At 66.7% G+C, this 16654-nt stretch carries 14 protein-coding genes; 10 read left to right on the forward strand and 4 right to left on the reverse strand.

From position 1 onward, the window contains the following. Positions 1-3 precede the first annotated feature (3 nt). The 3 genes from A5780_RS36360 to ahcY all read left to right on the forward strand — a co-directional run bounded on the left by A5780_RS36360 (position 4) and on the right by ahcY (position 3883). Positions 4-1536, forward strand: coding sequence for an ATP-binding protein (locus A5780_RS36360; RefSeq protein WP_064911285.1), 1533 nt, complete (start codon positions 4-6; stop codon positions 1534-1536). After that, entirely contained in the window at positions 1533-2237 is a 705-nt protein-coding gene (locus tag A5780_RS36365) for a response regulator (RefSeq protein WP_064901691.1), read from the forward strand. Before A5780_RS36360 ends, A5780_RS36365 begins: the two co-directional genes overlap by 4 nt. 164 nt (positions 2238-2401) lie before the next feature. Beyond that, positions 2402-3883, forward strand: coding sequence for an adenosylhomocysteinase (gene ahcY, locus A5780_RS36370; RefSeq protein WP_063018889.1), 1482 nt, complete (start codon positions 2402-2404; stop codon positions 3881-3883). A 67-nt stretch (positions 3884-3950) separates the two neighbouring features. Here ahcY and A5780_RS36375 read toward each other — a convergent pair whose 3' ends face one another. Further along, on the reverse strand, positions 3951-4325 hold the full coding sequence (locus tag A5780_RS36375) for a hypothetical protein (protein ID WP_064911286.1): 375 nt from the start codon (positions 4323-4325) through the stop codon (positions 3951-3953). A gap of 165 nt (positions 4326-4490) precedes the next feature. On the opposite strand from A5780_RS36375, the gene A5780_RS36380 reads away from it, so the two are divergent. From A5780_RS36380 to A5780_RS36415, 7 genes are all read left to right on the forward strand, one after another. Further along, complete coding sequence (locus A5780_RS36380; RefSeq protein ID WP_063018901.1) at positions 4491-5138, forward strand: dTMP kinase; 648 nt, start codon at positions 4491-4493, stop codon at positions 5136-5138. Between the two features lie 79 nt (positions 5139-5217). Next, a complete protein-coding gene (gene mtrA / locus A5780_RS36385) occupies positions 5218-5895 on the forward strand; it encodes an MtrAB system response regulator MtrA (protein WP_030515021.1) in 678 nt (225 codons plus the stop codon). Next, positions 5892-7811 (forward strand): MtrAB system histidine kinase MtrB, encoded by a 1920-nt coding sequence (mtrB, locus tag A5780_RS36390; protein ID WP_082940371.1) that lies wholly within the window; start codon positions 5892-5894, stop codon positions 7809-7811. The genes mtrA and mtrB overlap by 4 nt, the downstream gene beginning before the upstream one ends. Further along, positions 7808-9619, forward strand: a complete 1812-nt coding sequence (gene lpqB / locus A5780_RS36395) for an MtrAB system accessory lipoprotein LpqB (protein ID WP_063010778.1) — start codon at positions 7808-7810, stop codon at positions 9617-9619. The genes mtrB and lpqB overlap by 4 nt, the downstream gene beginning before the upstream one ends. 504 nt (positions 9620-10123) lie before the next feature. Then, the gene (locus A5780_RS36405; protein ID WP_104364032.1) at positions 10124-10768 is read left to right on the forward strand and encodes a ComF family protein; all 645 of its coding nucleotides are present in this window, start codon (positions 10124-10126) and stop codon (positions 10766-10768) included. Positions 10769-11102: 334 nt separating this feature from the next. Continuing rightward, positions 11103-11762: a ribosome hibernation-promoting factor, HPF/YfiA family gene (gene hpf / locus A5780_RS36410; RefSeq protein ID WP_369829573.1), complete on the forward strand. Its 660-nt coding sequence runs from the start codon at positions 11103-11105 to the stop codon at positions 11760-11762. 117 nt (positions 11763-11879) lie between these two features. After that, complete coding sequence (locus A5780_RS36415) at positions 11880-13172, forward strand: acetyl-CoA C-acyltransferase (RefSeq protein ID WP_063010774.1); 1293 nt, start codon at positions 11880-11882, stop codon at positions 13170-13172. An 8-nt stretch (positions 13173-13180) separates the two neighbouring features. Here the strand turns inward: A5780_RS36415 and bluB are convergent, their stop codons facing one another. The 3 genes from bluB to A5780_RS36430 form a co-directional block, all read right to left on the reverse strand. Next, on the reverse strand, positions 13181-13810 hold the full coding sequence (gene bluB, locus A5780_RS36420; RefSeq protein ID WP_030515028.1) for a 5,6-dimethylbenzimidazole synthase: 630 nt from the start codon (positions 13808-13810) through the stop codon (positions 13181-13183). Positions 13811-13897: 87 nt separating this feature from the next. Continuing rightward, a complete protein-coding gene (locus A5780_RS36425) occupies positions 13898-15154 on the reverse strand; it encodes a fatty acid desaturase (protein WP_064911287.1) in 1257 nt (418 codons plus the stop codon). Positions 15155-15250: 96 nt separating this feature from the next. Then, complete coding sequence (locus tag A5780_RS36430; protein WP_064911288.1) at positions 15251-16651, reverse strand: fatty acid desaturase; 1401 nt, start codon at positions 16649-16651, stop codon at positions 15251-15253. Between the last annotated feature and the right edge of the window lie 3 nt (positions 16652-16654).

Here is a 16654-nt window from a genome sequence, read left to right on the forward strand (position 1 = left end):
GGCATGACCCTGGCCGGCCAGGTCTTCGTGGTGCAGCTGGCGGTCCTGGTGGTGGTGATAGCGGTCGGATCGGCGCTGGCGGTGTGGGAGGTGCGCCGGGAACAGGACGATGCGACGGCCCGGCGGGTCACCGGCATCGCGGTGGCCCTCGCGCAGGCGCCTTCCACGGCGGCCGCCGTGCGGACGCCGGATCCCACGGCCGTGCTGCAGCCGGTGACCGAACGGATCCGGCAGCGGACCGGAGTGGACTTCATCGTGGTGATGGCCCCCGACCGCACCCGGTACACCCATACCGATGTCAGCCGGATCGGACAGCCGTTCAGTGGCAACATCGATCGGGCGCTGGCCGGTGAGACGTTCACCGAGACCTACACCGGGACGCTGGGCCCGTCGATCCGGGCGGTCACACCCGTCGTCGACGACACCGGCCGGGTCGTCGCGCTGGTCTCGGCGGGCGTGACCCGCGCCCGCATCGGCGATCAGGTGAGTGCGCAGCTGCCGCTGATCCTCGGGGCGGCCGGCGCCGGTCTGCTGCTGGCCGTCCTGGGCGCACTGCTGCTGCGCCGCCGGCTGCTGCGCCAGACCCAGGGACTGGGTCCGGCCGAACTGCGGACGCTCTACGAACATCACGACGCGGTGCTGCACTCCGTGCACGAGGGCCTGATCGTGTTCGACCGCGACGACGAGGCGGCGGCGGTGGTCAACGACGAGGCCAGACGCTTGCTCGAACTCCCGGACGGCCCGGTGCGACGCGCCGATCTGCCGGTCTCGCTGCGGCGCCTCGACGCGACCGTGATCCGCGACGAGATGCACGTGACAGCGGCGCGGGTGCTGGTGGTCAATCAGGACGTCGTCTCCTGGGCGGGGCGGCGTCTCGGCACCGTTCTCACCATCCGTGACCACACCGAATTGCGCGACATCATGGGTGAGTTGGACTCCGCGCGCGGTCTGGCGGAATCGCTGCGCGCACAGGCGCACGAGGCGGCCAACCGGTTGCATGCGGTGATCACCATGGTCGAACTGGGCAATGTCGCCGGAGCCGTCGATTTCGCGACGGCCGAGCTACAGCTGTCCCAGGCGCTGATCGACCGCCTGACCGATGCGGTCCACGAGCCGGTACTGGTGGCACTGCTGCTCGGCAAGGTCGACCGGGCCATCGAGCGCGGAGTGGAGCTGACCGTCGCCGACGACACTGCGCTGGAATCCGCCGCCCCGCTGACCCCGCAGGAAATGGTAACCCTGGTCGGGAACCTCGTCGACAACGCGGTGGACGCGGTGGCGCAGAATCCCGACGCGTGGGTCGAGGTGACGGTCCGCTCGGAGGCATCGGCGCTGGTGGTCAGGGTCGCCGACAGCGGCCCGGGAATGTCGGAGGAGACCTTCGCCCGGGCGATGGAGCGGGGATATTCGACCAAGGCCGAACATCACGGCCTCGGCCTGGCGCTGGTGTGGCGGCTGGTGACCCGATACGGTGGCTCGCTGCGGGCCGAGCGAAGTCCCGAATCCGCTGTCGTGGTGAGGATTCCGGTGCGATGACGGGCCAGCCGATTCGGGTGCTGATCGTGGAGGACGAACCGCGCATCGCCGAGGCGCATCACTCGTATGTCGCGCGGGTGACGGGATTCGAGCCGGTGGGGGTCGCCGCCACCGGCCGCGACGCCATCCGCACGGCGACGCACGCTGCCGCCGCGGGAACTCCGATCGATCTGGTGCTGATGGATCTGGGACTGCCCGATATCGGCGGGCTCGAGGTGACCGCCGCCCTGGCCCGGCTGCGCCCGCGACCCGATGTCATCGCCATCACCTCGGCGCGCGACCTCGAGATGGTGCGTGCCGCGGTCGCGCACGGGATAGCGCTGTATCTGCTGAAACCGTTCACATTCGCGGCTTTCCGGGACAAACTCGAGCGCTATCTGGAATTCCGGGCCGCGCTGCCGGCCGATGATTCGACACTGACCCAGCACGACATCGATCGGGCATTGAGCGCGCTGCGTACCACCGATCCGAAGGCGTCCGCGCCGAAAGGTATCGCCCCGCAGACACTTCAGGAGATCTCCCGAGCGGTGCGCGAGACGCCGGCCGGGCTCTCGGCGACCGAAACCGGCCGCGCCGTGGGGGTTTCGCGGGTGACGGCATGGCGTTATCTGGAGCAGCTGGCGGCCGACGGCGTAGTGGAGCGCCGATCGGACTACGGCCGCGCCGGGCGTCCCCAGGTCCGATACGTCTGGCGCCGGTGATGTGCGGTCGGCTGTGCGCACGGTCGGCCGGGCGAGCACCGGCACGGCCGGGACCGGAATACGATCCGGCTCGGCGGCCGCACCCCGTCGGCGTACACCGAACGCGTGCGAGCGACTAGCCTGAGTTGTCGAACCGACATCCACCGAGAGGCTGATCCAGGCGCATGACGACCTCAGAACTTTCCGCTCAGACGAACCTGACTCCCGATGTCCGCAACGGCATCGACTACAAGGTGGCGGATCTGTCGCTGGCCGAGTTCGGCCGCAAGGAGATTCGACTGGCCGAACACGAGATGCCCGGTCTGATGGCGCTGCGCCGCGAGTACGCGGAGGTGCAGCCGCTGAAGGGTGCGCGCATCTCCGGTTCGCTGCACATGACGGTCCAGACCGCGGTGCTGATCGAGACCCTGGTCGAACTGGGTGCGCAGGTGCGCTGGGCCTCGTGCAACATCTTCTCGACCCAGGATCACGCGGCCGCCGCGGTCGTGGTGGGCCCGCACGGCACCGTCGACGAGCCCAAGGGCACCCCGGTCTTCGCCTGGAAGGGCGAGACCCTGGAGGAGTACTGGTGGGCGGCCGAGCAGATGCTGACCTGGCCGGGCGAGCCCGCCAACATGATCCTCGACGACGGCGGTGACGCCACCATGCTGGTGCTGCGCGGCGCCCAGTTCGAGAAGGCGGGGGTCGTCCCGCCCGAGGACGAGTCGCATTCGACCGAATACAAGGTATTCCTCAACCTGCTGCGCGCGAGCCTGGCCGCCGACGCCGGCAAGTGGAGCGCGATCGCCGAATCGGTGCAGGGTGTCACCGAGGAGACCACCACCGGCGTGTTGCGGTTGTACCAGTTCGCCGCCGCCGGTGAGCTGACCTTCCCCGCGATCAACGTCAACGACTCGGTCACCAAGTCCAAGTTCGACAACAAGTACGGCACCCGGCATTCGCTGATCGACGGCATCAACCGCGGCACCGATGTGCTGATCGGCGGTAAGAAGGTGCTGATCTGCGGTTACGGCGATGTGGGCAAGGGCTGCGCGGAGTCGATGGCCGGCCAGGGCGCGCGCGTGCAGGTCACCGAGATCGACCCGATCAACGCGCTGCAGGCGCTGATGGACGGTTTCGACGTCGTCACCGTCGAGCAGGCGATCGCCGATGCCGACATCGTGATCACCTCGACCGGTAACAAGGACATCATCGGCCTGGACCACATGAAGGCGATGAAGGATCAGGCGATCCTGGGCAATATCGGCCACTTCGATAATGAGATCGATATGGCCGCGCTGGAGAACTCCGGGGCCACCAAGCTGAACATCAAGCCGCAGGTCGACCTGTGGACCTTCGATTCCGGCAAGTCGATCATCGTGCTGTCCGAGGGCCGGCTGCTGAACCTGGGCAACGCCACCGGCCACCCCTCGTTCGTGATGAGCAACAGCTTCTCCAACCAGGTCATCGCGCAGATCGAGCTGTGGACCAAGCCGGAGCAGTACGACAACGAGGTCTACCGCCTGCCGAAGGTGCTCGACGAGAAGGTCGCCCGCATCCACGTCGAGGCGCTGGGCGGCACCCTCACCAAGCTGACCAAGGACCAGGCCGAGTACATCGGCGTGGACGTCGAGGGCCCGTTCAAGCCGGAGCACTACCGGTACTGAGTGCGGAAACGGTTGTCCCGCAGAAGCTTTCGCTTCGACGGGACAACCGTCTCGTGAGCCGCGACGCTCAGATCTGGCAGGTGGGGCTGGGGTGCAGCAACCAGCACAGCACCGAGCCCGGCTCGTTCGAACCGCTCGCCGAGCCGGATCCGAGCGGCGTGTCGGCGATCGCGGTGTTCGCCTCCGGGGTCCGGGCTGCCGTCGCGGCGGCGCAGACGGTGCCCGGGGTGCACCCGTGGCTGATGTCGCCGAGCAGTTTCAACAGGTCGATGAGGCTGCTGCCGGCGCCGCCGTCGGTGGCCGAATCCGCACTTCCGGAGGTGCCCGCGACCGGGGCGGCGGGCTCGAGCGGGAGCGGTGCGGCCGTCGCGACACCGGCGGCGAGGCCCGCGGTGATCGCGAGAGTCGCTGCGGCGGTACGTAATACACGAGTGATGAGCATGGGCGCCTTCCTGTTTTCGGGACGCTTCCTTGATCCCGCGCGGCGTCGCGGCCGTTATCCGGTGCGATGCCCCCAAAAGTAGCGTCTTCTGAAACGTCGACGTTTCCGATAACGCGCGGCGGGTGCGTGGAACAGGGCGGACGCAAAAGCTGTAACCTGCACGTTATGGGTGCACTCATCGCGGTAGAGGGCCTCGACGGCGCGGGTAAGCGGACGTTGATCGACGCCGTCGTCGCGGGCCTGCGCGACCGCGGTCTGCGCGTGGAGACGCTGGCCTTCCCGCGCTACGGCCGGTCGATCCACGCGGATCTCGCGGCCGAGGCCCTGCGCGGCCGGCACGGCGATGTGGCCGCATCCGTGAGCGCGATGGCGCTGCTTTTCGCCCTGGATCGCGCCGAGGCCCGCGACGAGTTGTCGAAACTGTTGGTGGACAACGATATTGTGCTGCTCGATCGGTATGTCGCCTCCAATGCCGCCTACAGCGCCGCGCGGGCCGGCGAGCAGGCGGACGGCGAAACGAGTTCGTGGGTAGCGGAATTGGAGTTCGGCCGGTTCGAACTGCCGGTCCCCGATATCCAGATACTGCTCGACGTGCCGACCGAGCTGGCGGTCGAACGCGCCCGGCGCCGAGGTGAACTCGACACGGCACGCGCGCTCGACGCCTACGAACGGGATATATCGCTGCAGGAACGTACGGCGGCGGTCTATCGTGTGTTGGCCGAATCGCGGTGGCACGGGCCGTGGTGGGTCCATGCGCCGCAGGACGATCCGGTCCGACTCACCGAACGACTGGCGGAAATGATTGGCCGATAGGGTGGCATGTGCGTCGGTAATGTAACCAGTGTTGGCGTGGTTGCCCGTTCCGAGCCGGAGAGATGACAACATAGTAATTATGAAGCCGAAGATTCTGGTCGTCGACGACGATATGGCGCTCGCCGAGATGCTCACGATCGTCTTGCGCGGCGAGGGTTTCGACCCCCATGTGGTCGGCGACGGCACGCAGGCGCTCACCGCGGTCCGGGAGCTACGCCCGGATCTGGTGCTGCTCGACCTCATGCTTCCGGGCATGAACGGTATCGACGTGTGCCGGGTGCTGCGCGCCGATTCCGGTGTGCCGATCGTGATGTTGACGGCCAAGACCGACACGGTCGACGTCGTCCTGGGCTTGGAATCGGGTGCCGACGACTACATCGTCAAACCCTTCAAGCCGAAGGAGCTGGTCGCGCGGGTGCGGGCGCGGTTGCGCCGTACCGACGACGAGCCGGCCGAACTCCTGTCGATCGCCGACATCGTCATCGACGTACCGGCCCACAAGGTGACCCGCAGCGGTCAGCAGATATCGCTGACTCCGCTCGAATTCGATCTGCTGGTGGCACTGGCGCGCAAACCGCGGCAGGTGTTCACCCGTGAGGTGCTGCTCGAGCAGGTGTGGGGTTACCGGCACGCGGCCGACACCCGCCTGGTGAACGTGCACGTGCAGCGACTGCGGGCCAAGGTCGAGAAGGATCCCGAGAACCCTGAGATCGTGCTGACCGTTCGTGGCGTGGGCTACAAGGCCGGACCGCCGTGATCGCAGGCTCCAGAAGCCGCGTCGAGCGGCTGCTGGCAGCCGTGGTGGCCTGGTTCAAATCCGTCGGAGAATCGCTGGGCCACACGTGGCGGCGATCGTTGCAGTTGCGCGTGGTGGTCTCCACGCTCACTCTGTCGCTGATCGTCATCACGATCCTCGGTGTGGTGCTGACCAGTCAGATCACCGACCGCCTCCTGGACGCGAAAGTCAATGCGGCCGTTGAGGAGATGAGCCGCGCTCGCAATACCGTCGAGGCGCAGTTGACGGGCGTTTCCGATTCGAGCACCCAGGCGGTCCGGCTGCAGGACGCCGTGCGCGCACTGTCGACCGGCAGCAGTTCGTCCGCGGGCGGCGCCGGAACCTACAACGTCGCGCTGGCGATGGTGGGCGACGGCCAGCAGGAGGTGACCGCCGGGCCCATCACGGAGGTGCCGGCCGAGTTGCGCCGGTTCGTCCAGCAGAACCAGGTGAGCTATCAGTTCGCGACGATCTCGGATCCGGACGGTTACCGCGGGCCGGCGCTGATCATCGGCAGCCCGAGCTCGGAGGTGCCGACCCTCGAGGTCTATCTGATCTTCCCGCTCAACAACGAGCAGCGCAGCCTGAGCCTGATGCGCGGCACCATGCTGATCGGTGGCATCGTGCTGCTGCTGTTACTGGCCGCGATCACCGCGCTGGTGGCCCGGCAGGTGGTGTTGCCGATCCGCTCGGCCGCCCGGATCGCCGGACGTTTCGCCGACGGCCGCCTCAAGGAGCGGATGCTGGTCCGGGGTGAGGACGATATGGCCAGACTCGCCATGTCGTTCAACGAGATGGCCGAAAGTCTGTCCAATCAGATCACTCAGCTCGAGGAATTCGGCAATCTGCAACGCCGCTTCACCTCCGATGTCAGCCACGAACTGCGAACTCCGCTCACCACGGTGCGCATGGCCGCCGACCTCATCCACGGATCCAGCGACGAACTCGATCCGGCGCTGGCCCGCAGTGCCGAACTGCTGGTGACCGAGCTGGACCGGTTCGAGGGTCTGCTCAACGACTTGCTCGAGATCAGCCGCCACGACGCGGGTGTGGCCGAATTGCAGATCGAATCGCTGGATGTGCGGATGTGCGCGCGGGCGGCGGTCTCCACGGTCCGGCATCTGGCCAAGGACGCCGGCTGCGAACTGGTGGTGGACCTGCCCGAGGAACCGCTGGTCGCGGAGGTCGACCCGCGCCGCGTCGAACGCGTGCTGCGCAATCTGCTGGCCAACGCCATCGACCACAGCGAGGGCAAACCGGTCCTGATCCGCATGCGTGGTGACGTCGACGCCAACGCCGTCGCGATGGTGGTGCGCGATCAGGGTGTCGGACTTCGGCCCGGTGAGGAGAAGCTGGTCTTCAATCGCTTCTGGCGGTCGGATCCCTCGCGGATGCGCCGTTCCGGCGGTACCGGCCTGGGTCTGTCGATCAGCGTCGAGGACGCCAATCTGCACGACGGCCGGCTCGAGGCCTGGGGCGAGCCCGGGGTGGGCGCGAGCTTCCGTCTCACCCTGCCACTGGTGCGCGGACGAAAACTCGGACCGAGCCCGCTCTCGCTGGAACCGCCCAAGCGGCGGCTGGCCGAGCTGCCGGCCGGGTCGGTGGAGGCGGCGGACGAGCTCGCGGAACCGGCGGACGATGCGCTCGCCGACCCGGCGGACCCGGCCGCGAGCCGGGCGCCGGCGGACGGGCTCGACGGTCACGCGGTCGTTGCCGGTACCGTCGAAGCGGATGCCGATGCCGAGCCGTCGGCGCGGACGACGCCGCCGGACGCGGACGCCTCGGAATCGCCGGACGGTGAACCGGGGGCCGAGCGGACCTCGCCGAAGCCGGCGGGTGAGAGCGCGGGCGGCTCGGACGACTCCGCACTCGCCGACAAAGAGGACATCAACCCATGAACCGCACCCGTCTGGCAACGCTGCTCGCCGCGCTGTTCAGCTGCGTGCTGGTCCTCGCCGGCTGCGCCAATCTGCCGGATTCCTCGGCGCCGCAGGCGTTGGGAACGCTCAACCGTCAGCCGACGTCGACCGGCCCACATCCGCCCACCTCCGGGCGGGACCCGGATCTGTTGCTGCACGACTTCCTCGACGCCACCGCCGATCCGGCCGACCACCATCGAACGGCGCGGCAGTACTTGACGCCGGGGGCCGCGGAGGGTTGGGACGACAGTGCGCGCACCGTCATCGTCGACAAACCCGACACCCTTCGGGAGTCGAGGTCGGACGACTCCGCGACCTACCGCATCCGAGCGCGAAAACTGGGTGAGCTTGCCGCAGACGGGTCCTTCCGCGCCCAGGACAATACGTACGAGACCAGAATCGAGATGAGCAAGGTCGGCGACGAGTGGCGCATCAGCCAGGTGGAACCGGGCGTGGTAGTGGACAGCTCCGCGTTCTACAAGTCGTATCGTCGGTATCCGCTGTATTTCGCCAACAGCCCCGGGACCACCATGGTTCCCGAGTTGCGTTGGATCTCGAGCCCGAAGGACCAACTGACGCAGCGGCTGGTAGGACTGCTCGCCGCGGGCCCACAGCCGACCCTGGCGCCGGCCGTGCGCAATATGCTCGCCCCGCCTGTCAGCGTGCGCGAAGGTATCACCAAAGCCAACGGCGAACCGGATAACGTCGGCGTCGGGCTGGGCGGGGTACGCATAGATTTCGCCGGTGCCTCGGCTCTTGATGCGCGCGGTAAGGAAATGCTGGCAGCCCAGGTGGTACTGACACTGGCAGGGGCGGATATCCCCGGCCCCTACGTGTTACTCGCCGACGGCAAGCCGCTGGACGACCGGTACGCAGGCGTGGGCTGGTCGTTGGACGACGTCAGTGCAATGAATCCGACAACTCCCACAGGAGATCGGTCCAACCTCCATGCGTTGCGGGATGGCTCGCTGGTTGCCGTGGATGTCTCCAAGGGGCAGATCGTCCGTATGCCCGGATACTTCGGTGCCGCCCGAAATCTGCAGTCGGTCGGATTGTCGGAAGACGGAAAGTTGATCGCCGCGGTCGCCGAGAGCGGCGAGCCTGCGCCCGCGCCGAAACACACCCTCATCATCGGCAGCTATGACGGCGCTTCCACATTCTCGGTCGTCCAGGGCGAGACCATCACGCGGCCGTCATGGACCTCCAATGGCGAGGCCGCGTGGGCGGTGGTCGACGGAACTCGGGTGATCCGAGTTGCGCACGATCGCGGCACCGGCAACGTATCGATGCAGGACATCGATACGTCGATGCTGACTTCGGGTGAGGCGAACAGCACCGACCCGGTGCCCCGTCTCCCGATCACCGATCTCAGTATCTCTCGCGACGGAACGCGTGCAGCGATCATCGCCGGAGGCAAGGTTTACCTCGCTGTCGTGATTCAGCATCCGGATGGCAAGTTCGCACTGGTGTCGCCCAGGCCGGTGGCGGTCGATCTGAGCACAACGGCCGTATCCATCGACTGGTCCACTCCTGATTCTCTCGTTCTGGCACGAGAAGGAGACGTGAACCCGGTGGAGTCGGTCTTCATCGATGGTTCGGAGCTGACGCCACTGTCCAGTCAGAACCTGACTCCACCTGTCCGCGTGGTGAGTGCTGCCCCCGGTATTCTCTACGCCGCCGATTCACGTGCGGTAATGCAACTGCAGTCGACAGGACCGTCGGCGGACCGGTTTTGGCGTGAGACGCCGGGGCTCGGTGCGAACACGGTGCCGGTTCTGCCGGACTGAACAATCCATCCGCGTCATAAATCCGTTGTGCTCCAAAGGATCTCGATGTAATGTCGGCTGCGGCCCGACGAGTTCGTCGAGCTCGGGGGTTTGTTCAGGGAGGGATTCGAATGTTCCGCATATTGTCTGTCGCCGCAACATCTGCACTTGCCGTTGCTGTTGTCGGTATCGGGGTCGCGCACGCCGCTGACCTGCCCACTCCGGAGGGGACAGTGTTCACGGGCGAATATGCGCAATATGACTGCGCCAGGGCGTTGGAGCAGGACCTCAATGCGCTCAATGGGGCGGCGCAGGGTACTTGTGACCCCGACGGGTCAGGCGGGTGGGTGCTGCACATCGGCACACACTGACGGCGGGAACTCTGGTCCGTCCAGCAACTAGCGCGCGGCCTGGGCATCCGGTTCCGGACAATCCGGAACCGGATGCCCAGGCCGTTCGTCGGTTCGGGGCCAAGTGAACCTTTCCCGAGCGCTACCTGTCGGTGGCCTCGGCCAGACTGGGCCGATGCGGACGCTGCTGGATTTGGTCCTGCCGCAGTACTGCGGGGGATGTGGATCGGCCGGAATCGGATGGTGCGGGGAATGTGCCGCGACACTGAGCGCGGAGCCCATGCGGGTATGGCCGCGCACCGATCCGGGGGTGCCGTGCTGGGCGTTGAGCGGATACGCGGGTCCGGCCCGGCGCGCCGTGGTGGCGGCCAAGGAATCGGGCCGCCGGGATCTGATCGCACCGCTGGGCCGGGCCCTGGCCCGCGGTATCGGCCTGCTGCGGGCTCCCGGCCGCCCGCTGATTCTGGTTCCGGCGCCGAGCCGCCGGGTCGCGGCCCGGCGTCGTGGGGGCGATCCGGTCCTGCGGACGGCGCGCGTCGCGACCGGTTGGCTGTCCGATTGCCATCTCGCACCCGTGCTGTGGGCGCGCGGTGAGGTGCGCGACTCCGTCGGACTGAGCGCGCGAGCGCGCCGGGACAATCTGGCGGGCCGGCTCGTCTGCCGCATCGGTGCGACGTCGGCCCTGCGGACCCTCGCGGCCGCCGACATCGTACTGGTAGACGATGTTCTCACCACGGGCGCGACCGCGGCCGAATCGGTGCGGGTTCTGGCGCTGGCCGGGCTGAACGTGCGGGCCGTAATGGTGACATGCGCCGCGTGAGTGGGAGAAATTTGCGTGAACAGTGGCGGACGGATCGTTGGCGTAATAGCGTTGCTGACAGAGCGATCTGACACCCGAACCCAGAGTTTGGAGGTGGCGACTCGGACGACTTCGTACCGAGCATTCCGGCATGAGTGGCGGGCCACGGGTGGCAGTCTGCAAGCCCTTTCCGAATCCCGCGCAACCTCTCCCCGGTCGGCTCGGTGCGGTTGCTAACCCGCCGCACATGGAGTTGTGCGGCCAGATCCGGGAGGTACGCGTGACGACTTCACGACCTTCAGTGAAAGAAGCAGATCCCTCGACCGGTACGGGCACCCAGCTGGGTTCCGGTGAACTGAACGGAGCCGAACAGACTATTTCGGATGTGCCCCGGACGCCCGAAGCGGACGTCGTGGTCAAGGGACGTAACGTCGAGGTACCCGATCATTTCCGCATTCACGTCGCGGACCGACTCTCCCGTCTGGAACGTTTCGATCCGTCGATATACCTCTTCGATGTCGAGCTGTTCCATGAACGAAACCGCCGCCAGCGCAAGAATTGTCAGCGTGTCGAAATCACCGCGCGCGGCAAGGGCCCGGTGGTCCGGGCCGAAGCCTGTGCCGACAGTTTCTACGGCGCACTGGAATCCGCGGTGGTCAAACTCGAGGCCCGATTGCGGCGCAGCAAGGATCGCCGCCGGGTGCACTACGGCGAGAAGACACCCGTCTCCGTCGCGGAGGCGACGGCCGCGCTGGTCGAGGACACCCTGCCCGCTGGCGCCGACGGATCCGAGCCGGCCGACCGCGCCGACACCGAATCGAGCGAGTACGCCGGGCCGGGGCATATCGTGCGCACCAAGGTCCATTCCGCGACTCCGATGTCGGTGGACGACGCGCTGTATCAGATGGAACTCGTCGGCCACGATTTCTTCCTCTTCCACGACCGCGAAACCGACCGACCGTCGGTGGTCTACCGCCGCCACGCCTTCGACTATGGGTTGATCAGGCTGACGTAACGAGTTTTCGGGAGCTGGACGGCCGGGGCCGAGAGCCCCGGCCGTTCGTCGTTCACCGGGCCGGCGAGATTACCGTGACATCTTGTATCGGCATCTTGCTCGTCCTACTGTAAAGGCATGGCCACCAAGCGTTCTCGCCGCGCCGTCATCGTCGCGGGTGCTCGTACCCCGTTCCTGCGCGCCTTCACCGACTACACGCGGATGGACACCATCGATCTGGGTGTCCTGGCGGTGGGCGGGCTGCTCGAGCGGACCGGACTGCCCAAGAATCAGGTGCAGGCGATGGTGTGGGGCGGGGTGATCCTGCCGAGTGCGGCGCCCAACGTCGCGCGGGAGATCGCCCTGGATCTGGGACTCGACCACGGCTGCGAGGGCTACACGGTCACCCGTGCGTGTGCCTCCGGACTGCAGGCGGTGACCGCGGCGGCGGCCGCCATCGAACGCGGGGAATACGACATCATGGTCGCCGGCGGCAGCGATTCCACCAGCAATGCCGAGGTGAAGCTGCCGCAGAAGATGGTGCACGCGGCCGCGCCGCTGGCCCTGGGTAAGCCGAAGCCGAAGGACTATCTGTCCGCGGTGGCGCAGCTGGCGCCGTTCACGGATCTGCTGCCGCGCCGGCCGAAGATCGCCGAGCGCACCACCGGCGAGGTGATGGGGGAGTCGGCGGAGAAGATGGCCCGCATCAACGGCATCACCCGGGAGCAGCAGGACGCCTTCGCCGCCCGCTCGCATCATCGCGCGGCGGCGGCGATCGAATCCGGCCGGTTCGACCGGGAGGTACTCGCGGTCGCCACGCCGGACGGGAAGGCGGTCACTCGCGACGGACTCGTGCGCGCGAACACCGGTGTCGAGAAGCTGGCGACCCTCGCCCCGGTCTTCGAGCGGGACGGGACGGTGACGGCGGGCAACGCCAGCCCGCTCACCGACGGCGCGGCCGCGGTGCTGCTGATGAGCGAGGAGAAGGCGCGCGCCCTGGGCTTCGAACCGCTGGCGGCCTTCCGGTCCTGGAGTTTCGTCAGCGTCGACCCGTCCGATCAGGTGCTGATCGGTCCGGCCATCTCCATGCCGCGGGCGCTCGACAAGGCAGGGCTGGCCCTGTCGGACATCGATGTCGTCGATATCCACGAGGCCTTCGCCGCCCAGACCCTCTCGGTGGTGTCGGCCCTGGGCAGCGACGCGTGGGCCAAATCCCGGCTGGACCGCGACAGTGCCGTCGGCGAGATCGACCCGGACATCCTCAATGTGCACGGCGGTTCGATCGCGATCGGCCACCCCTTCGGCGCCACCGGTGCGCGCATGGTGACGACCATGGCCAACGAGCTGGCACTCACCGGGAAGAGCACTGCGCTGCTGGGCATTTGCGCTGCGGGAGGGCATGGCGCGTCCGCGGTCCTCGAACGGGTGTAGGCAGGGCGCTAGTACCGCTCCCAGTGGATCGCGTCGTCGAGTGGACGCCGGTCGCGCCAGCCGAACCGTTCCAGATCCGGCGTGTGCTGGAATTCGTGCACCGGGCCGATGCACAGCCACGCGACGGGACGAATGCCGGCGGGCAGCTCGATCAAGTCGGTGAGGAAGGGTGCGTCGTAAAAACTCACCCAGCCGACGCCCACCCCTTCGGCGGTCGCGGCCAGCCACAGGTTCTGGATCGCGAGAACCGTGGAGTACAAACCGGTTTCGGGGACCGTCGCGCGACCGAGGATCTGCGGGCCGCCGCGACTGTCGTCGTGGGTGACGACTATCCCGGTGCCGCTCTCGGTGATGCCTTCGATCTTGATCGGCTCGAAGGTGCGGGCTCGCTCCGGTGGCAGCGAATCGCGGAATTCGACGCGCTTCTCGGCGACGTGTGCGGCGAAGCGCGCCAATGTCGCCGGGTCACGCACGACGACGAAATCCCACGGCTGCGAATTGCCGACGCTGGGTGCGCGATGGGCCGCGTCGAGGATTCGGAGCAGGGTCGCATCGTCGACGAGATCGCCGGTGAATTCGGCACGCACATCGCGGCGCCGCCGGATCACGTCGTAGATGCTGGATTCTTGCGTTGACACCGGTTCAGTCAATCAGGCCCGGACGTGGGCAGACGAAAGGGGCTCCCCGGATATCGAATCCGGAGAGCCCCTTCTGTTCGGTGATCGCTAGGCGGCCGAGCCGACCGTCTGCCGGCGTTCCGCCACCCGGCGCTTGCCTTCCTTCAGCGCGGTGCGCAATCCGCGCCGGCGCCCGGTCACCGGGTCGACCGTGCCGATGCCACCGAATGCGCGCTCGGACTTGGTCTCGGGAGCGTCGTCGGTGCCACGGCGCAGATATTTGTTGGGCAGCGACAGCTTGATGATGGTGCGCCACGATTTCGCGTACTGCACCGGCAGCGAGCCGCTGGTGTAAGGCAGGTCGTATTTGTCGCACAAATCCCGCACGCGCACCGAGATGGCCCGCAGCCGGTTGCTCGGCAGGTCCGGGAACAGGTGGTGCTCGATCTGATGGGAGAGGTTGCCGGTCATGAAATGCATGACCGCGCCGCCGGTGATATTGGCGCTGCCCAGCATCTGGCGCAGGTACCACTCGCCCTGCGTTTCGTTGTCCACATCGCCCTTGGTGAACTTCTCCGCACCGTCGGGGAAGTGGCCGCAGAAGATCACCGCGTTGGTCCACACATTGCGGACGATATTGGCGGTGATATTGGCCGTCAGCGTGGACAGGAAGGCCGGTCCGGTCAGCAGCGGGAAGATCACATAATCCTTGGCCGCCTGCTTGCCGACCTTCTTCAGCACGACCTTGCGGTCCTGCTCGAATTGCCGGCGTTCCGGAGAATCGGCCGGCCACTTCTTCTTCGCGACCTTGCCCAGCTCCAAATGCTGGATGGCCACGCCGTATTCGAAGAACATCTGCAGCAGCAGGTTGTAGACCGGCTGTCCGAGGTAGAACGGCGTCCACCGCTGATCGCGCGTCACGCGCAGCAGGCCGTAGCCGATGTCGTCATCCATACCCAGCACGTTGGTGTACTTGTGGTGCAGGTAGTTGTGCGTGATCTTCCAGTGTTCCGACGGTCCGGCGTTGTCCCACTCCCAGTTGGAGGAGTGGATTTCCGGATCGTTCATCCAGTCCCACTGGCCGTGCATGACGTTGTGGCCGATCTCCATGTTCTCGATGATCTTGGCGGCCGACAACATCGCCGTGCCGGCCAGCCAGGCCGGCGGCAGGAAACTGGCGAACAGCGTGGCGCGACCCCCGATTTCCAGGGCGCGCTGCAAACGGATCACGTTACGGATGTAGCGGGCGTCGTTCTCGCCTCGGGAGGCCTCGATTTCGCGACGGATCGCATCCAGCTCCGCGCCGATCGCTTCTACATCCTCTGGAGTGAGGTGGGCGTATTCCTTGACATCCGAGATCGCCATGCTGGTTACACTACCGTAGGTTACGGTCCCGTAGGTTGTCTCCGGATCGGATTACAACTGTGGCGTATACCGCATTGTGATCGTGACCGATATGGCTTAGGTTAGTCGCCTTCGCTGTTGCCGCAACCGGACGCGAACGGTCGCTCGTCCCCGCAGTCCGCGGCGCCGGAGTATCTGCTTCTCGGCCCGAGCCTTCTCCTGCAGAGCGAGCTTGGCTTCGCGCAGCGCCTCCTTTTCCTGCCGTGCCTTCTCGCGCAGTGCGGCCTTGGCTTCCACCATTGCCGACCGCAATCCCTGCCGCCTTCCGGTGAGCGGGTCGACGCCGGACAGCGGCTCTTCGGTACCGGCCGTCAACGGGCGGGTCAGCAGCGAGAATTTGCGTTCCGACGACGTCTCTGGGGCGTCGTCCGCGGTCCGGCGCAGGAATCGGTCGGGCAGCGCCAGTTTGTGAATCGTGCGGAACGCCAGGGCATATTGTTTGCCCAGCGATCCCGTGGTGTACGGCAGGTCGTATTTGTCGCAGAGTTGGCGGACCTGTTGGGCGATCTCCGGATACCGATTGCTCGGAATGTCCGGAAAGAGGTGATGCTCGATCTGGTAGCACAGATTGCCGCTCATGAAGGCCATCGCCGGGCCGGCCTGGAAGTTGGCACTGCCCAGCATCTGCCGCAGATACCATTCCGCCCGGGTTTCGTCCGCGAACTGCTCCTGGGTGAATTTCTCGGCGCCGTCCGGGAAATGCCCGCAGAAGATCACGGCGTACGCCCACAGATTGCGGATCAGGTTGGCCGTCGCGTTGGCCTTCAGCGTCGCCTTCCAGCCCGGACCGCTCAGCAGCGGAAAGACCACGAAGTCCTTGGCGACCTGGCGGCCGGCCTTGCGCAGGAACTGCCGGTTGGGTTCGGACAGCAGGTCGCTGCGCGGAACTCCGGTCTGCTGTTTCTCGATCTTCAGATCGTGCAGGGCGATACCCCACTCGAAGAGCGCGGCCAGGATCAGATTCGCCACCGGCTGAGCGAGATTGATCGGCTTCCACTCTTCGTCGCGGGTCATGCGCAGGATGCCGAAGCCCACGTCGTCGTCCATGCCGACGATGTTGGTGTAGGTGTGGTGCGAGAAGTTGTGCGCCCGTTTCCACTGCCCGGAGGTGCCGGTCATATCCCACTCCCAGCTGGTGGAGTGGATCTCCGGGTCGTTCATCCAGTCCCATTGCCCGTGGCTGACGTTGTGCCCGAGCTCCATATTCTCGATGATCTTGGCCACCGACAACATCGCGGTGCCCGCGACCCAGGCCCATTTGTTGCGTCCGGCGAACAGGACCGCGCGGCCGGCGGCCTCGAGCGTGCGCTGGGCGCGGATGGTGCGCCGGATGTAGGCGGCGTCGCGCTCACCCAGCGATTGCTCGACCGTGCGGCGGATGGTGTCGAGTTCCTGCCCCAATGTGTCGATATCGGCAGCCGTCAGATGCGAATACGCCTTGATGTCGGTGATGGCCACGGT

Origin of the sequence: Nocardia sp. 852002-20019_SCH5090214 (assembly GCF_001665865.1) — a bacterium.
Lineage (GTDB): Bacteria > Actinomycetota > Actinomycetes > Mycobacteriales > Mycobacteriaceae > Nocardia > Nocardia nova.